Source organism: Mucilaginibacter sp. 14171R-50 (assembly GCF_010093045.1).
Taxonomy (GTDB): Bacteria; Bacteroidota; Bacteroidia; order Sphingobacteriales; family Sphingobacteriaceae; genus Mucilaginibacter.
Window position 1 is genome coordinate 3,577,929 of the sequence record NZ_CP048115.1, and the last position, 21,143, is coordinate 3,599,071.

Sequence of the window (21,143 nt, forward strand, 5' to 3'; positions counted from 1 at the left end):
CATAAAACAGCGCTAATGAATTTGCTTATCAAATCCGCCACTGTTGTAGATCCAGCCTCGCCCTTTAATAATAAGGTTGCTGATATTTTAATTGAAAAAGGCATTATCACAAAAATAGACAAATCAATTGGTGCCGATGTTAAAATCATTGATGCTAAAGGTCAGTATGTTTCCCCCGGTTTTTTTGACCTTAACTGTAATATTGGAGAGTTGGGTGTTGAAACCAAGGAAGATCTGCAAACCGGTACGGCGGCAGCAGCAGCGGGTGGATTTACCGGGATAGCTTTAATGCCAAATACTCACCCTCCCGTACATTCAAAAGCCGAAGTGGAATACCTGTTTAACCGAGCCAAGAACAACTTGGTTGATATTTATCCGCTTGGGGCTATATCTGTCAAGCGAGAGGGCAGGGATATGGCGGAAATGTTTGATATGTTTAAAAGCGGCGCCAGGGCTTTCACAGATGGTAACCGACCTGTACAGGATGCCGGACTGATGGAGCGTGCCCTTCTTTACGTACAAAACTTTGGCGCAAAGGTTATCTCGTATCCCGAGGACACTTCAATCGCCGGAAAGGCAAAAGTAAACGAAGGCGTAGTAAGTACCATGCTGGGCATGAAGGGCATCCCGGCACTCGCCGAAGAATTGATGATAGCCCGGGACCTTTATCTTGCCGAGGACACGAACTCCGCGATACACTTCACAACCATATCTACTCATCATGCCGTAGACCTGATACGCGAGGGGAAGCGCAAGGGTTTGAAAGTTACCTGCGATGTTGCGGCACATAACCTGGTACTTACCGATGAAGCCTTAATGGGTTTCGATAGCCTGTATAAGGTGAAACCACCACTGCGAACAAAAAGGGACGTAGATGCCCTGATAGCTGGTTTAGAAGATGGTACTATTGATGCTATTGTAAGCCAGCACACACCCCACGAAATTGAGTTTAAGGACGTAGAGTTTGAGGTGGCCGAATACGGTATTATCGGATTACAGACAGCGTTTTCGCTGGCCTTAAAGGCCGGCCTGTCCCCGCGACTGATTGTTGAAAAAATGGCTATAAACCCACGAACGATATTGAATATTGATGTACCGCAAATTACCGAAGGCGCCAATGCCAATCTGGTGTTGTTTAGTGCAGACGCAGGGTGGGAATACACAAGGGACAATAACAGATCGAAAAGTTATAATTCGCCTTTTTTAGGGCAGAACTTAAAGGGGAAAGTATTGTTAACCTGTAATAACAATCAAATCTTTAAAAATTAAACATAACCACATGACCGACCCAAAAGTAAGATCAGCCGTTATAGGTGCTTTACAGGCGTTTACACAATATGGCGGCTTTGACGCTGCCGCTCTTGAAACCAAATTCGAGACCGTATTTTCATCCGATGATGACTTTATGAGCAAAGTAGATGCTTTGGATGCCGTTTTTGATGATGCTCCTCAACTGGAAGAGCTTCGTGAGGTATTTTTTGATCTGCTGATGATCAACTTTTTTAGCGAGGATGTTAAAAAGCTGGAAGATGACTATCTGGAAACTCCTGAATGGGAAGATATTGAAGAACGGACGCTTGACAGAGGCACCGAACTGCTGAACTTGTTGTTATACTTAAATGAGTGCGAGGATGAAAATATTGAACCCGAACTGGAAGATTATCTGAAGGAATTTTTACTGGTTGATGAAGACGAGTTTCAGGACGAATACCGTATTTACGAACCGGTTATAGCACACCAGGTACTTATTGAAAGCCCTGTAAGCGAGATTAAAAAGGTAGCACAAACGCTCGCCGAAGATTCGGAAGTGAAAGAATTATTTTACCCGATGATGTGCTTTTTCCAAAACCCGGAAGCTTCTGACAATGATAAAGGCGCCGTTGCAAATAATGCCATAAATAAACCATTTGATATGGCTGTTTTAGAAATATTGTTTAGCTTTAAATAAATTAAATTTTAAACCCTATCAAATTGATTATGGAAACCAAAGCACCTAACCCCACCGCAATTGCTACCAAATGGGCATTAATTTATGTAGCAGTATCAATTGTAATTACTTATGCCTTTCAGTTGCTTAATATCGATCAAAATTCCGGCTTAAAATATATAGGTTATCTGCCTTTTATAGCCTTTTGTTTTTTAGCACAAAAAGAATATAAAGATCAGTTAGGTGGGTTTATTACATTTGGGCAGGCGTTCAATCCGGGCTTCAGGTATTCTCTTTTTAGTGGATTATTGCTGGCCATATTCATTTATATCTACCTTGCAATTTTAAGCCCTGAAATGCTGACCAAAGCGATGGAGCAACAACAATCAGCGATGGCTGATAGAGGGATGTCGCAAGACCAAATAGATAAAGCCTTAGAAATGGGTACAAAATACGGCGCAATATTTGGCGCTATTGCTACCGCCATTAGTACGCTTATATTTGGTTGCATTGTCGCATTAATAAGCGCAGCCATCTTAAAAAAGGAGCGTACTGCTTACGATGTAATTGACGAAACTCCGACAGATCCATCCGTTTAAATAATATTGTCTATAACAAGAAAGCCGCTTCAAATTATGAAGCGGCTTTCTTGTTAACGGGCGTATGTTACGTGGTTACCACAACCTTGTAAGTAATTCTTATATGATAATAGTTTAGAAAATCTAATACCTTGCTCTTGAGGATGCGGTTGAACAAGTGATGGCAGGCAGGGTTTTGTTACGCGCCTGCAAGACATTAATAGTATAATAAACAAAGCCTATCTAAATTAATAGATAGGCTTTATACGATGCAAAGCGCCATTAGCTAACGAAGGCTGGAGATTAAACTATTTCTTCATTACCTGCTTCACGATATCGTTGCCGAAGGCAAATACCATTAGCGATATCAGCAGGACAAAACCAACTATCTGGGCGCGTTCCAGGAACTTATCGCTTAGCGGCTTGCCTTTTATCATCTCTATAATCAGGAATACGGTATGTCCGCCATCAAGGCCGGGGATAGGCAGTAGGTTTGTTAACGCTAATACCATCGAAAGAAAGCCCACAAGGCTCCAAAAACGGATCCAGTCTACATGGCTGCCAAACATTACAGCAATGCCTATAGGGCTTGATATGGCCTTACGCGCCTTGACCTGCCCGGTAAATATCTTTTTAATGCCTTTCGCATTGTCGGTGAACATACCCCAGGCTTTGGCAGCCCCAACAGGGAGCGACGCAAAAAAACCGTATCTGATGGTCGTATCTTTTGGCAATAAAGCCTTTGGTTTGAAGCCTAACACGCCATCTTTATCAATTCTGGCCTTAACCTCTTTCACCGCCGTGTCGCGCTTAATGGTTAGTTCCACTTCTTTATTCTTGTTTTGACGCAGTTGCGCCTGCATCTGGTCAAAATAGGTAATCGCTTTACCGTTCACTGCTATTATGCTATCGCCCTTTTTTAACCCGGCGCTTTGGGCACCGCTGTTTGCAGCAACCGTATCAATAGCAAATTTCACACGGGGCAAGCGGCTTATAAACTCCTCGATCCCATAGTCCGATAAATCGTTTAGTATGGTTGGAGGCACTTTTATATCTAATGTTTGGGCACCGCGTCGTACATTCAGTATAGTTTTATCAAGCAAGACCTTAGAGCTTATCAGATCCTCAAAGCGCTCAACTGGTTTGCCGTTTACGGCATATATCTTATCGCCGGCCTTAAGCCCCATCTTTTGACCTATAACACCCGGCACTATACCATTTTTTATTTCGGCGTTTGGCGTGTAGGTTTCGCCATAGCGCATGGTTAATACCCAAAATATGAAAATACCTACTATAATATTTACAATAATACCGCCAAGCATTACAATTAAGCGTTGCCAGGCCGGTTTTGAACGGAACTCCCATGGCTGCGGCGGGCCGGCCAGCTGGTCGGTATCCATCGATTCATCTATCATTCCGGCAATTTTAACGTAGCCGCCTAGTGGCAACCACCCAATGCCGTACTCAACACCCTTATAGTTAAATTTGAACAGGCTTACACCCCAGGCATCAAAAAAAAGATAAAATTTTTCCACCTTTATCCCGAAAGCGCGGGCGGCTAAAAAATGCCCGAACTCGTGCAGTATCACTAAAATTGAAAGACCAAGTATTAGTTGGCCGGCCATTATCAAAACGCTCATCCGTTATATTATATATTAAGATTGTATAGCCTTTAACGGCATTTGTTGTATTAAATTTTGCGCAAATATGCGTGTTTCTTTATCAGTATTCAAATAGTCGTGTAAAGATGGCTCTTTAATGAGACGGATCTTTTGCATACAGGTTTCGATAATATCGCTCATTGCTAAAAATCCTATTTCGTTCTTCAAAAACGCGGCCACCGCAACCTCGTTTGCGGCGTTGATAATACATGGCATATTTCCACCCTGATTCAATGCTTCATAGGCGAGCCTTAAATTGCGGAAGGTATCTATATCCGGTTTTTCGAACGAAAGGTGAGGGTGGTTGATAAAATCAAACCGTATAAAGTTTGTTGTTACCCGGTTTGGATAGGCGAGGGCATATAATATAGGCAGTTTCATGTCAGGCAAACCCATTTGTGCCTTTATAGAACCATCCTGAAACTGTACCAGTGAATGAACTATCGACTGCGGATGTACAATTACATCTATCTGGTCGGCCCGAAGGTCAAACAACCATTTGGCCTCGATAACTTCCAGGCCCTTATTCATCAGCGATGCCGAGTCTATGGTAATCTTAGCACCCATCACCCAGTTTGGGTGTTTAAGGGCCTGTTCGCGGGTAACATTGGCTAAATATTGGGTTGTCTTCCCCCTAAATGGCCCGCCCGACGCGGTAATAATTATTTTTTCAATTTTACTATAATCCTCACCGGCAAGGCACTGAAAAATAGCCGAATGTTCGCTATCTACCGGTAATATCTTTACGTTGTGCTGTTTGGCAAGGCCTGTTATTATTTCACCGGCAACCACCAAAGTTTCTTTGTTTGCCAATGCGATATCCTTACCTGCTTTTATGGCGTTTATCGTAGGCTCTAACCCGGCAAAACCAACCATAGCAGTTAACACAATATCAATTTCGGGGTGCGTAACCGTTTCTTTGATGGCCTGGTGCCCGCTCATAACAGTAATGGGTAAGTGGGCGAGGGCTTCCTTTACTTCCTGATATCGGGTATCATCACAAATAATAGCGTAGCGGGGCACAAACTCAATGGCCTGCTGTATAAGCAGGTACGCATTAGAATGCGCCGTAAGCATAAACGCGCTGAACATCTGGTTGTTATCCCTGATAACTTCAAGTGTTTGTGTGCCAATGCTACCTGTAGAACCAAGAATGGCTATACTCTTGATATTGTTGGATTGTGTTATTGTTTTATTGCTGATCAAACGGTTTGAGTATTAATTGCTTTGTTAAACCTTAAGCTTTTCGTCTGTGAACTTTATTAATTGATGGATTTCCCTGGGTAAGGCTTCTAAAGTAAACAATAATCTTGCATGCGTATCCGGGGACATTAAATTTCTTGCTAAAGCTTTATTACACCAGTCTACACATTCTTTAACCGAACCAAAACTATAATAGTAAAACTTTATTTTATCCTTTTTATGATATCTGCCAAACCCTTCCGCGATATTTGCTGATATCGAATCAGCGGCATTGACAAACTGTTTCCCGATCGTATCCTTTGCAAAGTAATCCCATTTTAAAACTATACTCCAAACTTCATTTGTAAAAGCAAATGAAGTTTTATAACATGTCAAATCGTTTAATTGTAGATAGTTCTTTTCCATTTAATACCATAAAAATCAACAATAAAGCAATACAACAATTAAACAATATAATCTTTTAACTCATCCGCTATCTTTCTGTCGTTAGATAATCGCGGTACTTTATTTTGCCCGCCAAGTTTTCCCTGGCTGCGCATATAGTTTATAAAGGTATCTTTTTTTAAGTTTCTGACTATTAGAGGTTGTAATATGTTACCCTCAATAAGGTCAAAGTAGTAAATATTTTTTTTCTGTAAAGCTTTATCCACCTTAAGGGCAAACGCTGCAAGGTCCCGGGGTTGGGTGCCAAACTCTATGAACCACTCGTGGTAAGGTAATGCGCCGTCAGTGGGTGCCACCTGTGGGGCAACCGTAAACTCGATTATATCAATACCTTCTTCGGCAGCCACACTCATCAGGGCTTGTTCAACCTCTTCACCTATTACATGTTCGCCAAAGGCAGAGATATAATGTTTAATGCGGCCGGTCACTACAATTTTGTAAGGGTTTTTCGATACGAATTTAACCGTGTCACCCAGGCTGTATCCCCACAAACCCGCACTGGTGTTCAGGATAAGGGCATAGTTTTTCTCAAGCTCTACATCCTTAAGGTTAATGCGTGTAGGTTTGTCGTTAAAATACTCGTCGGCGGGGATAAATTCATAAAATATTCCCGCGTCAACCATTAGCAATAAGCCTTTTTCCTGTTGCGAATCCTGGAAAGCGATAAAACCTTCTGATGCGGGATAGGTTTCTATTGAATCTATCTTGAAACCGATGCTTTCCTCCATGCGGGCCCGATAGGGCTCGTAATTAACGCCACCATGTACGTACAGCTTAAAATTTGGAAAGATATCCCTGATCTTTTTACCACCTGATACTGCCGATAGCCTGTCGAAATACATTTGGCACCAGGGCGGTATGCCCGATATGAGGCGCATATCCTCGTTAGCAGTTTCTGTAACAATAGCATCCACTTTCTCCTCCCAGTCATCAATACAATTTGTTTGATAGGAGGGCAGGCGGTTTTTTTGCAAATATCCCGGTACATGGTGTGCTACTATGCCCGATAGTCTGCCCGTTTGTATGCCATGCTTTTCGGCCAGTACCGGGCTACCTTGCAAAAATATCATTTTTCCATCTACGAAGTCTGCCTTGCCTGTTTCGTGGATATAACTTAAAAGAGCATTCCTGGCTGCTTTAATATGCTCGGGCATGCTTTGCTTAGAAATGGGGATATATTTTACGCCCGATGTGGTACCAGATGTTTTTGCCAAATATGCAGGTTTGCCGGGCCACATTACGTTAGCCACTCCGCTTACCACACGATCTATGTACGATCGTAATTCTTCATAATCTCGTACAGGTACGTGCTTTTTAAAATCTTCGTAATTTCTAATTGAGTCAAAATGATGATCGGTACCAAAGATGGTATTTTTAGCTTCATGTACAAGGTTACTAAACGTTTTTTGCTGCAACGCAACACCGTTGCGGCGAATGTTATTTAACCGCCTGTTTACATACCATGCAAATACCTTGCTTAATGCTGCTTTAAAACCCATAATTACGTGGTTTCGGCAATATCATCATCCACATCCTGATGGCTGTAAACCAATTTGCGGTAGGTGACCGCCAAAACAATATTCACAAAAGGGTAGGTGAACAAGATAGATAAAATTACCACCCCGTATGACTGTGCTAGTTTTGCAGGCACAGCAATCAACAAAATTATAATACCCAGTATTACTACAACTTTAAGCAAATTCCCGCGTGTAAGTTCAAAACTTTGCTTGATAGATTCAATAGGCCCCGAGGCATCGTCAACGATAAATGTGTTAAAAAACATAACACGGAGCGCAACAAAAAGCCCAATAATACCGGCAACAACTTCTATGGCAAACTGGATGTCAGGGCTATCGTCAAAATAATCAACCAAAATACCCAGATTGGTTATTACAAAAGCGAAAATGAACACCACCGCGAGGTAACTCCAAACCATTTTAGCTTTTGGTATTACCTGTATAAATTCAAAGTCGTAATATTCACTGTCGATAACAGTAAAAATCAACTTATAAAGCCCTAAAGTTGTATACGCCTGCAACCAAACCATAATAAAGGTTACGATCATCGATATCCAATAATCTTCGGGCGAGTAAAAGACACCAATAACAACGCCAAGTATCCCCAGCAAAAGAAAAGAAACAACAGAATAAACTATTATGGTTACAAAGTTTTTTCTGAAAATTATCCATGCAGATTTAATAGTTTCTGCAACAGAAAAAGGATGGTACATACTACGTTTTTAAGGGCCTTTTTAATATTACGCGTTTCCAAAAATCCTGCATAAAGCCTAACCCATAGGCTATCAATTGTGTAAAAGCAGCTATAATGCTCAAAAATGCGATTTTTGCTGATTTGTTTTTAATCAGGGAGTGAAAAAATATCAACAAAATGTAAACCAATAGCAAAATATTGCACAGTTGTGCAATAGGCCAATGTGCTATGTTGGCAATTATTGTAAACGCCATGCCAAGCGTGGCAAACGCCGGAAAAAAATGCACCAGCTTAAGCTGCGAAGGGAAGAATTTATAAATGTTGATACGGGCGCGGCCAAAAAAATGCAATTGTTTATAAAACTTCACAAAGTCGGTGCGGCGCTTGTGATATACAATGGCATCGGGTATAAGTCCAATTTTAAAGCCTAATGAATGTATGCGGATGCTGTACTCTATGTCTTCGCCTAGCCGGGTAATAATAAAGCCACCAGCCTTTTGCCACGCCTGGCGCGAAATACCCATATTAAAGCTACGCGGATGAAATTGCCCTATGCCTTTTTTATTGCCCCGGATACCGCCTGTAGTGAATGGCGATGTCATAGAATAACTAATTGCTTTTTGTATTGCTGTAAAGGATTTGTGCGCGCCGTCGGGCCCGCCATATGCATCCAGCCAATTGTTGGCAAGCGCATTGTTAACTATTTCCAGGTAGTCGTCAGGTATCAGGCAATCCGAATCAAAAATTATGAAATAATCGCCCTTGGCGCGCTCAAAACCAAAATTGCGGGCAAATCCCTGGCCTTCGTTCGGCTTTTCGTAATAGTGTACATCAAGCTCGCCTTCATATCCCCTTACAATATCTTCGGCCCGGTCAACAGAACCATCTTCTATAACCAGAACTTCGAACAGGGTATAAGTTTGCTTAGTTAATGTATCCAGTAGTTCTGCAATTTCCTGCGGACGGTTATATAAAGGTATGATGATGGAGAAAAACATATTTTTTAGATGTGAGATATGAGACTTGAAATATGAGAAGACGCGGAGCTATTAAAATGGGCACAATAAAGAATGTGTCTCAAATCCAATATCTCAAATCTCATATCTAAACCGTTTCCTCTATTTGATATCTGTTACGGTCTGGAGCGCTGCGGGCAACAAGTTCGGCAACAAAGCCGGTCAAAAACAGCTGCGAACCTAATATCATTGCCACCAGGGCGATATAAAACAGCGGATTATCCGTTACATCCCGATAGGGTAATTTATGAGCTATCAGATATAGTTTTTCGCTCAGCATCCAAATGGTTATAACTATTCCCGCAAAGAAACTCAGCGTGCCCATTGCGCCAAAAAAATGCATAGGGCGTTTACCAAATTTGCCCACAAAAAATATAGACAGCAGATCTAAAAAGCCATTGATAAAGCGTGTCCATCCAAATTTGGTTTTGCCATATTTACGGGCGCGGTGTTCAACCACCTGTTCGCCAATTTTGGTAAAGCCTGCCCATTTGGCAATAACGGGTATGTAACGGTGCATTTCGCCATACACCTCGATATTTTTAACAACCGCTTTACGATAAGCTTTCAGTCCGCAATTAAAATCGTGCAGGTTATGTATACCGCTCATTTTGCGTGTAGCCGCGTTAAAAAGTTTGGTGGGTACCGTTTTGGTTATTGGGTCGTAGCGTTTTGCCTTCCATCCCGATACAAGGTCGTAATTGTCTTCAGTAATGCGGCGGTACAGCACGGGTATCTCGTCGGGGCTATCCTGCAAATCGGCATCCATGGTAATAACCACATTGCCCTGCGCCGCCTCGAAACCAATGTTTAACGCAGCAGATTTACCATAATTACGCCTGAATTTGAACGCTTTAATAAAAGGGTTGGCCTGCTTTAATTTCAGGATCATATCCCAGGAGCCATCACGGCTGCCATCGTCTATAAGGATGATCTCGTAACTATAGCGGTTCTCGTCCATTACGCGGCTTATCCACGAGGTAAGCTCTGGTAATGATTCTACTTCATCGTAAAGTGGTACTACTACTGATATATCCATTTATTAAGGAACCTGTTAGGTTTGCTGCAAAAATATAAAATTTGAGCGATGGTTATTACAATAAGATTTAAGTAGAAATATTAGCCGATAAGGTTCGGTAATTTTTATAACTTTATACGCAGATGAAACCTTATTCTAAAATGAACCTTATCCTATTCCCCCATACCGTCCATTCGCTAACATTCAGTTATTCCGGCAGTCTCTAAATTATATAAACTTCTTTTCTATACGCTGTTGAAAAAGCTCATTTTACTGGTGTTTTTATGTATTACTATTCCTGCCATCGCTCAAAAGCAGGGAAATATTTGGTATTTTGGAAATTATGCCGGAGTAGATTTCAATACTTCTCCACCAACTGCTTTAACGGATGGACAACTTTCTACTTGGGAGGGTTGCGCAACAATTGCCGATGATGACGGTAAATTATTGTTTTATACTGATGGTATTACCGTTTTTACTAAAAATCACGGTAAGATGGTAAATGGCGAGGGCTTACTAGGCGATCCATCATCTACACAATCAGGCGTTATTATTCAGCACCCTACTAACAAAAATTTGTTTTTCGTATTTAGCATTGCGCTTCAGGGCGGTTCGCTGTATTATTCTATTGTAGATATTTCCAAACAGGCGGGTGTGGGCGAGGTAATAGAAAAAAATATTTTAATTCTGGAAAAATCTACTGAGAAAATTACTGCTGTTAAACATAAGAATGGTTCAGATATATGGGTTGTTACACACGAATATTTATCAAATGATTTTTATACCTACTTAATAACAAAAGATGGATTTCAGCCCAAACCTGTTATCACTTCCGTAGGTACGGTAATGGGTATGAGTTATAGCAGTACAATTGGCTATTTGAAAGCCTCACCCAAGGGTAACAAACTTGCGGCCGCAATTTATTTTCCTGATAAGCTAACTGAAATTTACGATTTTAATAAAGAAACAGGAGTTGTATCCAATCCGGTAACCCTTACAAACTTTAATGGGTTTGGTGCATATGGTGTAGAATTTTCGCCTAATGAGAAGTATTTGTATATCACCGAGCATGAGTATTCCCCTCTGAATCTATATCAGGTTAAGTTGCCTGTAATCAGTGGCGATATTAAAGACAGGAGCGTATCTATTGCAAAACTTAGTGGTTTAGGGGCCTTACAGTTAGCTTCGGATGGTAAAATATATGTAGACCAGTATGGAAGTAGTTATTTACATGCAATAGAAGAACCTAATGAGGAAGGAGCAAATAGTAAATTTCAAAAAAATGCAATATCTCTTAAGGGAAGAACAGCCACCTATGGTTTACCAACGTTTAATCAAAGTTTTTTCGCCGAAATAGGCTTTTCCAATGCAGGCAATTGTTTAGGAGATATTACTCAATTCAAATTAAAATCATCAATTGATAATATTGATAGCTTAAAGTGGGATTTTGCCGATGAGTTGTCTGGTGTTAATAACACATCTAAAGAATATAACCCTAAACATTTATATAAAAAAGCGGGTACATACAATGTTACTTTAATTGTTTATTATGAGGGGACATCTGCAACTTATAGCAGCAATGTTTCTATATCGGAATTGCCGGTGGCGAAACTTGGCAAAGACACCACATTGCTTTACGGCCAAACACTTTTACTTGATGCCAAATGGCCCGGCAGTACTTATAAATGGAACACCGGCACCACAGGTCAAACCCTGCTGGTTACTTCTCCGGGCACTTACAGTGTAGATGTTACCAGCAGCGCGGGGTGCAGCGGTAGCGGAAGTATAAAGGTTAGTTACGATCAGGTAATTGACGTAACCCTGCCTGCCGATACTACAATATGTGCTTTTGAAACAATTAAGCTGGATGCTACACTTTCAGGAGGAAGTTACTTATGGTCAAACGGAAGTACGTCGTCATCAATAATGGTAAGCCAGGAGGGACAATACTCGGTGAAAATAACCAACGCGTATCATAGCCGTGAGAAAACACTCAATATCAATGTTCATTTTTTCAGGTTCAATCCTATAATGGTAACCAGTGATACGATACTTTGTGAGGCAGGAAGCACAAGCATAAGCGTTGCCGGCGGCAAAAGCGGTGAAAAATATCATTGGTTTGATGCCCAACAAAATTTCATTGAAGAAAACTCGGGCACATTGTATACCGGCATCATAAAAAGGGACACTATGCTATTTGTGCAACTTACCAATGGCAAGTGTTTGAGCGATCTTCAGCCCGTTCATTTGATATTTGATAAACCTATCGCAACAATATTTAATAAAGATACCGTTATTACCCTTGGTGCGAATGTTAATTTACAGGGCTCAGGGGCTAAGTATTATCGTTGGCTTCCGGATACCTACCTGGATAACGCAAACATCGCAAACCCGGTATCATCCCCCGGAGACGACGTCACCTACCAACTTATAGTATTAAATGATAACGGCTGTAGTGATACCGCCACCGTAACCATACGTGTAAAAAAGAAGGTGCTGATACCTAATACGTTTACCCCAAACGGAGATGGTGTTAACGATACCTGGGCTATTAAGTACCTTGACCGTTTGCCAGGGAACCATATGTTTATCTATACCCGGTCAGGCCGGTTGGTTCGCCAGTTTAAAGGGTATTACAACAGTTGGGACGGTACCAGCAGTAAAGGGGAGCCGTTACCCTCCGGAGTATATTATTATGTATTGGAGATAGATGAAACCAACAGGCAGTCGGGTTACGTAACGCTGATAAGATAGGTTAAAGATCGGTTTAACAAATATTTTTATTAAATCAACCCTAACACTTTACTGGTACGCTCCCTTGTGGCATCAGCCAGGGCTTCGTCATTAATAAGCGACTGCCCGTACGAGGGTATCATCTGTTTGAATTTTTCCTGCCATTCAGCTGTGTTAGCTTTATTCTTAAAGCATCGGCATATCAGGTCAACCATAATAGGCACCGATGTTGAAGCGCCGGGGGATGCCCCTAACAGAGCCGAGATGCTGCCATCAGCACTGGTAACTACTTCGGTACCAAATTCAAGCACACCTGTACGCCTCGCATCTTTTTTTATGATCTGTACGCGTTGGCCGGCAACATCCAATACCCATTCATCGCCCTTTGCTGCGGGAAAGTATTCCTGCAAGGCTTTCAACCTGTCGGCAGGCGATTGCAGCACCTGGCTTATAAGATATTTGGTAAGCGGCCAATTATCGCGCCCAACAGCAAGCAGTGGTAATATATTATTAAACTTTATGGAGGTAAACAGATCAAGCAACGACCCCTTTTTTAAGAACCGGGTTGAAAACCCTGCGTAAGGACCAAAAAGCAGCGCCTTTTTCCCGTCGATAATTCTCGTATCCAGGTGCGGAACCGACATTGGCGGCGAACCGACCGAAGCCTTACCGTAAACCTTCGCAGAATGTTTATTGATAACGTCCTGATTTGTACAAACCAGCCATTGCCCGCTCACCGGGAAACCGCCAAAGCCTTTACTCTCTGGTATGCCTGATTTTTGTAGCAGGGGCAGGGCACCGCCACCGGCGCCCACAAAAACAAATTTAGCGTCAAGCTTTCGGCTGCTCCCGCTTTTAGCATCGTTAACTTTTATCTGCCAGGTGTTATCTTTATTACGCTTTATATCATCTACTTCATGATTAAGGCTTAAGGTGACACCGGGCTTTTGTTTTAGCTTGTCAACCAGGCTACGGGTAAGGGTGCCAAAGTTTACATCGGTACCAATATCCATATATGTAGCCGATACTTTTTGCTCGGGATCGCGATTCTCCATAACCAGCGGCATCCATTTATTAAGCTGCTCCTTATCTTCAGCATATTGCATCCCCTTAAAAAAGTGATGCTTAACCAATGCGTCACAGCGTTTTTCAAGGTAATCTACATTGTCATTACCCCAAACAAAACTTATGTGAGGTACTTTGCTGATAAAGGTTTGCGGTTCGCCAACATAGCCATTCTCTACTAAAAAGGCCCAAAACTGCTTGGTTATTTCAAATTGTTCGGCAATTTTTATAGCCTTTGTAATTTCAATACTGCCATCCTTGCGTTGTGGGGTGTAGTTAAGTTCACAAAATGCGGAGTGGCCTGTACCGGCATTATTCATGGCATCAGAGCTTTCGGCAGCAACGGTATCCAAACGTTCAAAAATCTCGATGGTAAGATCGGGCTGCAGCTGTTTAAGCATTACCCCAAGTGTTGCGCTCATAATGCCCGCGCCAACTAAAACTACATCAACCGTTGTATTTGAAATATTACTGCCTTTATTCATGATATTATTGAATGTAAAGATACATTCAAATAAATTATTAGATAGATTAATACCCTGTTGTAAACTAATAAATGATATAGAGGTTACACTAATGCGCAATATGCCCACTCTGTAATGTTGTGTTATACCCCCTTTTATATGCAGACGCAATTTTAGTAAAAAATATTGCAAAATCACCCATTAAACCCCTGCTAAATACAATAACGGTACAAATTTTATATAGAACCACTTACCACACAACCTTAAGCATGTAAACACAAAATACCGCTAACGGTGTTTAACGTTAAACAGCCACCATCATGAAAAAGCCAATACTGATAATAGGTTTATCACTATGTATAGCAAGTATATCGTGCAATAACCATAAAGCCAAACCGGTTTCTAACGATATCGCTAAAACCGCCGTTACCGTAAATGGCAAAAAGGACAGTGTAATAAACAATCCACAAAAAAACTATGGCAATGCTACTGTGGCGGAGCCTTGTGTTAAATGCCTGTTAGATATCATTCAAAAAACAACAGATTACAAAAGCCTTGTCGCATCACGACAGGCGAAAGACATTACCTACAAGGTAAACTGGGTTGAAAGCTCGCAGCCGCAGGATACTACCAATAAGCGCCCGGCCACCAATGGCTTAAAGGTGGATATTATGGAAAAAAGTGCGCGGGATCCCAAAATCGCTTCATTTATTTACGACAATAGCTCGTCTAAACTTTTTTTTGAGGTAAATAAAGGAAAAACTGAAGTAAAAGTTGATAACCCGGGCTTAAAGATGATTAGGCAAAAGTGCTTTTGGAATGTTGCTTCGAGTAATTGATGTAACTTATCGCCACAAGATAACCGGGGGAGCAGCAAATAGTTCCCCCGCTTTTTTATTTCATAATTTTCGGTTGAAAAGGTTATAATGCGAACATAAAATCCTCTCAATTGCGCATTTTGACTCTTAAAATTTGATTTAGTTGTTAATTTTTATAAAATTTATCAACAATTATATGAATTTTATAAAAATAATTTAAATTCGCACTGGAAATGTAAATGATATTGCAATTAACGATAATAAAAAACTTAAAAATTCAAACTAATCATTAAAAATGGCAACTAAACTTGAGTACATCTGGCTTGACGGCTATAAACCTACACAAAGCCTGCGCAGTAAAACAAAAATTGTTAAATCTTTTAGCGGTAAAGTAGAAGATTTGGATAACTGGAGCTTTGATGGTTCGTCAACAGAGCAGGCACCGGGCGGTTCTTCAGATTGCGTTTTAAAACCGGTTTACGTTTGCCCGGATCCGCAACGTAAAGATGCATACCTGGTTATGTGCGAGGTTTTAGATTCAAAAGGGCAGCCACATGAGTCGAACGGACGCGCTTTGATCGAAGATGATGACAATGATTTTTGGTTTGGATTTGAGCAGGAGTACTTTTTATGGGATCCTGAAACAAATAAACCGCTTGGTTTTCCTAAAGGTGGTTACCCAGGACCGCAAGGCCCATACTACTGCTCGGTAGGTGCTAACAATGCATTTGGTCGTGACATTGTAGAGGAGCACTTAGACGCTTGTTTAGAAGCAGGCTTAAACGTTGAAGGTATTAATGCTGAGGTGGCTGCCGGTCAGTGGGAGTTTCAGATATTTGCCAAAGGCGCTAAAGAAGCAGGTGACCAAATTTGGGTTGCTCGTTACCTTTTAGAAAGAATAGGCGAAAGCTACGGTGTAGCTATAAACTGGCATTGCAAACCGTTAGGTACCTTAGATTGGAATGGGTCTGGTATGCATGCTAACTTTTCAAATAGCACTTTACGTACAGCAAACAGCAAAGAAACATTTACCGCAATTTGCGAAGCATTCCGCCCGGCGGTTGATGAGTGTGTTGCAGTTTACGGTGCCCATAACGAGTTGCGCTTAACAGGTAAACACGAAACCGCTTCGATAACCGATTTCAGCTATGGTGTATCTGACCGCGGAGCTTCTATCCGTATCCCGTTATATACTGTTGATCATGACTGGAGCGGTTATCTTGAAGATCGCCGCCCTAACTCGGCTGCCGATCCTTATAAAGTAGCGGCTGTTATTATAAAGACTGTGAAGTCTGCTAAAATATAATCTCGTTATACCCCTAAAATCCCCCGGTGTTAACACCGGGGGATTTTTTTTTGCATTGATAATTCCTTTAAAGAATGATCAACGCAAACTATACGGCGGTAATTTATGCTACTTATTAGTTATCTTGCTTAAATTGGCATTTTTATATCATCACCCATGAATCCCGAACAGGCTATAACTTATTTAAGAGAAAATAATGTCAACAAAGTAAAGTTCGCATTTGCTGATATCGATGGTATACTGCGGGGTAAAGTTATCAGCACCCAAAAGTTTATAGATGGCTTACAGCATGGCTACGGTTTTTGTGATGTTGTTTTTGGATGGGACAGCGGCGATGCAACTTATGACAATGTTAACCTTACCGGCTGGCATAGCGGTTATCCGGATAGGCAGTGTTATGTAGATCTTAGTACTTTCCGTACAGTTCCGTGGGAAGCGGATATCCCTTTTTTTCTGGCTGATTTCACCGGTCCTAAAGGCGATACTGTCGCAGCTTGTCCGCGTAGCTTGCTGAAACAAATTGCAGGTGAATGCACAGATATGGGTTACCATGCCGCTTTTACGCAGGAGTTTGAATGGTTCAATTTTAAAGAAACGCCGCAAACGTTACAGCAAAAAAGCTTTACCAATCTTGAGCCTTTATCGCCGGGTATGTTTGGTTATTCCATATTGCGCACTTCGCAAAACAATGCGTTTTATTACGATCTTTTTAATTTATTGACTCAATTTAATATACCGATAGAAGGCCTGCATACCGAAACCGGACCCGGGGTTTACGAAGCCGCTATAACCCACTCCGGCGTTTTAGATGCAGCTGATAAAGCTGTTTTATTTAAGGCGGCAGTTAAAGATATAGCTGCCAGGCATGGCATAACCGCGTCGTTCATGGCCAAATGGAACCAGAACCTGCCTGGCTGCGGAGGTCACATCCACCAAAGCTTATGGAGTAGTGACCAGTCCGATAATTTATTCTATGACAATGGTGATGTCGGCAAAATGAGCGAAACCTTTAAACAATACCTTGCAGGCCAGTTATATTGTTTGCCGCATTTGCTACCTATGTATGCGCCAACAGTTAATAGTTATAAACGCCTGGTAGAAGGTGCATGGGCTCCAACCACTATAACCTGGGGTATAGATAACCGCACAACAGCCATGCGTGTTATCAACTCGTCAAAATCGTCCACCCGTTTAGAAACCCGCATCCCCGGTTCCGATACGAATGCCTATCTGGCTATAGCCGCTGCGTTGGCGTCAGGCTTATACGGTATTAAAAACAAATTAAAGCTGCATATAACTGCAACTACAGGTAACGGCTATCAGGATAAAAGCAATGGCGTTCTGCACACCGGTTTGTACGATGCAGCTGTTGCCATGCAAAATTCTAATATTGCCAACGAACTTTTTGGAGAGGGTTTTGTACAGCACTTTACCAACACCCGCATATGGGAGCATCGCCAATATGCCAAAAGCGTTAGCGATTGGGAGTTGAAGAGGTATTTTGAAAGTATATAAACTATATTAGCCCCGTAAATTAAACATCGTAATCGAAAAAAACAGAACAGGACCGTAAATCCTGCAAATAGCTAAAATCAGCTTAATCCCGGTAATGGACTTTCATCTAATTATAAAATCGGCCTGGGAAGGCTACGATAAATCAAAAACCATAAGGGATATCGAGGATATCAGCGCTATGGTGTCTACAAACCATGTATACCGCATAACGTTTGATGACGAAGATATTATTATTGCCAAACTTTCGTTTTTTGGGAAGTTTGAACATTTCAAAGAGGATCATCGTATCATTCAATCCTTATCAAACAATTTACTTTACCCGTTCGAGAACCTGTTATCAAAGTCACTCTTGAAGAACAACCGGGTATATGTGTACCGTTATAAACACGGTAAAGATGACGCGTGGGTCGTTTTTTACAATCCAACCCGCATTTTAAACAGGCTTCCGCGCCGCCTTAACGATGAACAGATAAAAAAGCTGGGTATACAATTAGGTAAATTTCATAAAGCTTGTTCGCGGGTAAAAAACGTTTTACCTAAATCATCAAAAACATTGCGTACAGATATTTATGATCTGCAGCGGCAGTTGGATAAAAACGGAAGCAAATTTGGCACACCCGCCCAGGTTGAACTATTAAAACACCATTGTGAAGAGTTCTTAAAGAACAGATCACGGTACGATATGAAATCTTTCGAGATCATACCGGTTTTTATCGATTGGAATATCGGGAACTTTTCGGTGACGCCCGATCTTGAGCTCTACTCGCGCTGGGATTATGATTGGTTCAGGATGAGTTATCGCCTGCTCGATTTTTACTTTTTTAGCCGTGTAGTATCTGATGCCGGCGATCGCACGGTATTCAGTTATGTGATAGGGCCAATGATGGAGGACAGGTTTATCACCTTTCTGAAAGAATATCATCGGGTTAACCCTGTAACTGCCGACGAAATACGGTTTTTAAAAGAAGCTTATCGTTTTTTTATCCTTAATTACGTGATTAAAGACGGCAAATACTTTTTTAATGAACAATACGCTAAAAAACTGCAGGCCGAAGCGCTGGAAATATATTTACCATCGGTTGACCGGGAATTTGATGGCGAAAAAATAATTAAAGCACTGGGGTTGAATTAAAAGTAGATTAACGTTATAAATGTTTATCAAACATTTATATTTTAGCATTTTCCTATAGTACTAAACGTTTGCATACCAATATTGCTGCCCGTTAACACAAAAGAGTAAATGAAGCGCATTGAAGATTTTAAATCGATAATTGACCGTTACGAAATTATTTTTTTTGATGCGTTTGGTGTTTTAAAAACCCATAGCGGCCTGGTCCCGGGCATAGAGCGGACATTTGATTACCTGCTATCACAAAAAAAAGAATACTACATAGTAACCAACGATGCATCGCGAAGCCCCGGCCAGTTAGCACAATCATATCATGACAAGGGCTTGTATACAGTGACTGCCGACAGGATCATATCCTCGGGCATGCTAACCAAGGAATATCTTGATCTAAAAGTAAACGATGGCATAGTAGCATATCTGGGTACCGACGATTCTGCACATTACCTGGAAAGCGCCGGATTGGCTACCTTGCCGGTACGCGATATCAACAGCACCAATATTGATAAAGTTAATGTGCTGGTTTTTATGGACGATGAAGGCTTCGACTGGTGCGACGACCTGAATAAAACGGTTAACCTGCTGCGTAAACGCACTATACCGGCTATCGTGGCCAACACTGATTACGCCTATCCGGTATCAAAAAATGATGTAGGCATCGCCATCGGGGGCCTTGCCGGCATGATAGAAGCTATAGTAGGCAAACAGTTTATTCGTTTTGGCAAGCCCGATTCGCAGATGTTTATGTTTGCTTACGACCTGATACGCGATTACCGCCAGATAAGCAAAAAACAGATAGTAATGGTCGGCGATACGCTTCAAACCGACATCATCGGAGGTAACAAGTTTGGGCTTGACACGGTATTGGTTTTAACTGGGAATACACAACCCGCCGATGCGGACAACCGCATAGCGGCCACCGGCATAGTGCCCACCTACATTTGTAACAGCGCGGTATTAGGGCCGGATGTTTTGGCGTTTTAAGATGATGATATGAAGAGACAAACCTCAAACTTTTTGCTATTTATCCTCATGTTGCTTGCTATACCCGCATTTAGCCAGTACAAAAAAACATTTACCAATCCATTGCTTCCGTCCGGCGCAGACCCATGGGTTATATATCAGGGAGGGTATTACTATTACACCAATTCGCTGCAAAATAAGCTGGTAATATGGAAGACCAAAAACTTGGCGGATTTGAAAACCGCCAGGCAAAAAACAATTTGGACACCGCCTGCAAATACCTTATACTCTAAAGAAATTTGGGCGCCCGAATTGCACTACATAAACCATAAGTGGTATATGTATTTTGCTGCAGACGACGGCAACAACAACCATCACCGGTTATATGTATTGGAAAATGCTTCGGCCGACCCTATGGAAGGTGAGTGGACATTAAAGGGCAAACTAAGCGACGCATCAGATAAATGGGCTATAGATGGTTCGGTATTTAGTCACAAAGGTCAGCTTTATTTGATATGGGCCGGATGGGAAGGTGACGAGAACGGGCAACAGGATATTTATATTGCCAAAATGAAAAACCCATGGACGGTTGATGGTAACAGAGTGAAAATATCCAGCCCATTATATGAGTGGGAAAAATACGGAGACCTGCACGACGCCAACAACCCACCGCATGTTAATGTTAACGAGGGCCCCGAGATATTAAAGCACAATAATAAAATTTTCCTGATTTACTCAGCCAGCGGCTGTTGGACAGACTTTTATGCACTGGGTATGCTTACTGCGTCGGCAAACAGCAATTTGCTTGATGCACGTTCCTGGAAGAAATCTGCGAAGCCGGTTTTTAGAATGTCTGCTAAGAATAGCGTATATGCGCCCGGGCACAACTCGTTCTTCAAATCTCCTGATGGGCAGGAAGACTGGATATTGTATCACGCCAATTCAAAACCAGGGCAAGGTTGCGGTGGCTACCGTTCGCCGCGAATGCAAAAGTTTACCTGGAACAAAGACGGCTCGCCAAATTTTGGCGAACCGGTTAAAGAAGGCGTTGCTTTACCTATACCATCACAAAGAAAGTAAACCAATAATTACAAA

The 21,143-nt window shown here is 41.7% G+C and carries 18 protein-coding genes; 10 read left to right on the forward strand and 8 right to left on the reverse strand.

Annotated elements, in window-relative coordinates:
* The first annotated feature begins 15 nt into the window (after nt 1-15).
* From GWR56_RS16225 to GWR56_RS16235, 3 genes are read left to right on the forward strand one after another with little or no spacing between them, the layout of a single operon-like run.
* Nucleotides 16-1,269, forward strand: coding sequence for a dihydroorotase family protein (locus GWR56_RS16225; RefSeq protein WP_162432261.1), 1,254 nt, complete (start codon nt 16-18; stop codon nt 1,267-1,269).
* Between the two features lie 10 nt (nt 1,270-1,279).
* On the forward strand, nt 1,280-1,948 hold the full coding sequence (locus GWR56_RS16230) for a hypothetical protein (RefSeq protein ID WP_162432262.1): 669 nt from the start codon (nt 1,280-1,282) through the stop codon (nt 1,946-1,948).
* A gap of 29 nt (nt 1,949-1,977) precedes the next feature.
* Nucleotides 1,978-2,526: a DUF4199 domain-containing protein gene (locus GWR56_RS16235; RefSeq protein ID WP_162432263.1), complete on the forward strand. Its 549-nt coding sequence runs from the start codon at nt 1,978-1,980 to the stop codon at nt 2,524-2,526.
* 287 nt (nt 2,527-2,813) lie between these two features.
* On the opposite strand, the gene rseP is transcribed toward GWR56_RS16235, so the two are convergent.
* From rseP to GWR56_RS16270, 7 genes are all read right to left on the reverse strand, one after another.
* On the reverse strand, nt 2,814-4,145 hold the full coding sequence (rseP, locus tag GWR56_RS16240; RefSeq protein ID WP_162432264.1) for an RIP metalloprotease RseP: 1,332 nt from the start codon (nt 4,143-4,145) through the stop codon (nt 2,814-2,816).
* Nucleotides 4,146-4,160: 15 nt separating this feature from the next.
* Nucleotides 4,161-5,336, reverse strand: coding sequence for a 1-deoxy-D-xylulose-5-phosphate reductoisomerase (locus GWR56_RS16245; RefSeq protein ID WP_162433232.1), 1,176 nt, complete (start codon nt 5,334-5,336; stop codon nt 4,161-4,163).
* 60 nt (nt 5,337-5,396) lie between these two features.
* On the reverse strand, nt 5,397-5,774 hold the full coding sequence (locus tag GWR56_RS16250) for a four helix bundle protein (RefSeq protein ID WP_162432265.1): 378 nt from the start codon (nt 5,772-5,774) through the stop codon (nt 5,397-5,399).
* A 38-nt stretch (nt 5,775-5,812) separates the two neighbouring features.
* Entirely contained in the window at nt 5,813-7,312 is a 1,500-nt protein-coding gene (locus GWR56_RS16255; protein ID WP_162432266.1) for a GH3 auxin-responsive promoter family protein, read from the reverse strand.
* Nucleotides 7,313-7,314: 2 nt separating this feature from the next.
* A complete protein-coding gene (locus tag GWR56_RS16260; protein ID WP_162432267.1) occupies nt 7,315-8,043 on the reverse strand; it encodes a hypothetical protein in 729 nt (242 codons plus the stop codon).
* Nucleotide 8,044: 1 nt separating this feature from the next.
* On the reverse strand, nt 8,045-9,022 hold the full coding sequence (locus tag GWR56_RS16265) for a glycosyltransferase family 2 protein (protein ID WP_162432268.1): 978 nt from the start codon (nt 9,020-9,022) through the stop codon (nt 8,045-8,047).
* A 106-nt stretch (nt 9,023-9,128) separates the two neighbouring features.
* Entirely contained in the window at nt 9,129-10,079 is a 951-nt protein-coding gene (locus GWR56_RS16270; RefSeq protein WP_162432269.1) for a glycosyltransferase family 2 protein, read from the reverse strand.
* 234 nt (nt 10,080-10,313) lie between these two features.
* Here GWR56_RS16270 and GWR56_RS16275 point away from each other — a divergent pair, with 234 nt between their 5' ends.
* Complete coding sequence (locus GWR56_RS16275; RefSeq protein WP_162432270.1) at nt 10,314-12,812, forward strand: gliding motility-associated C-terminal domain-containing protein; 2,499 nt, start codon at nt 10,314-10,316, stop codon at nt 12,810-12,812.
* Nucleotides 12,813-12,841: 29 nt separating this feature from the next.
* Here GWR56_RS16275 and GWR56_RS16280 read toward each other — a convergent pair whose 3' ends face one another.
* Nucleotides 12,842-14,341: a malate:quinone oxidoreductase gene (locus GWR56_RS16280; RefSeq protein ID WP_162432271.1), complete on the reverse strand. Its 1,500-nt coding sequence runs from the start codon at nt 14,339-14,341 to the stop codon at nt 12,842-12,844.
* 299 nt (nt 14,342-14,640) lie between these two features.
* Between GWR56_RS16280 and GWR56_RS16285 the strand changes: the two genes are divergently transcribed.
* The 6 genes from GWR56_RS16285 (at nt 14,641) to GWR56_RS16310 (ending at nt 21,128) form a co-directional block, all read left to right on the forward strand.
* A complete protein-coding gene (locus tag GWR56_RS16285) occupies nt 14,641-15,159 on the forward strand; it encodes a hypothetical protein (RefSeq protein ID WP_162432272.1) in 519 nt (172 codons plus the stop codon).
* A 274-nt stretch (nt 15,160-15,433) separates the two neighbouring features.
* Complete coding sequence (locus GWR56_RS16290) at nt 15,434-16,444, forward strand: glutamine synthetase beta-grasp domain-containing protein (protein WP_162432273.1); 1,011 nt, start codon at nt 15,434-15,436, stop codon at nt 16,442-16,444.
* Between the two features lie 156 nt (nt 16,445-16,600).
* Nucleotides 16,601-17,959, forward strand: coding sequence for a glutamine synthetase family protein (locus tag GWR56_RS16295; protein ID WP_162432274.1), 1,359 nt, complete (start codon nt 16,601-16,603; stop codon nt 17,957-17,959).
* Nucleotides 17,960-18,053: 94 nt separating this feature from the next.
* Nucleotides 18,054-19,091: a hypothetical protein gene (locus GWR56_RS16300; RefSeq protein ID WP_202925339.1), complete on the forward strand. Its 1,038-nt coding sequence runs from the start codon at nt 18,054-18,056 to the stop codon at nt 19,089-19,091.
* Nucleotides 19,092-19,199: 108 nt separating this feature from the next.
* Nucleotides 19,200-20,069 carry an HAD-IIA family hydrolase gene (locus GWR56_RS16305; protein ID WP_162432275.1) on the forward strand — a complete coding sequence of 290 codons (870 nt, stop codon included), beginning with the start codon at nt 19,200-19,202 and terminating at the stop codon, nt 20,067-20,069.
* 9 nt (nt 20,070-20,078) lie between these two features.
* Nucleotides 20,079-21,128, forward strand: a complete 1,050-nt coding sequence (locus GWR56_RS16310) for a family 43 glycosylhydrolase (protein ID WP_162432276.1) — start codon at nt 20,079-20,081, stop codon at nt 21,126-21,128.
* Nucleotides 21,129-21,143 lie beyond the last annotated feature (15 nt).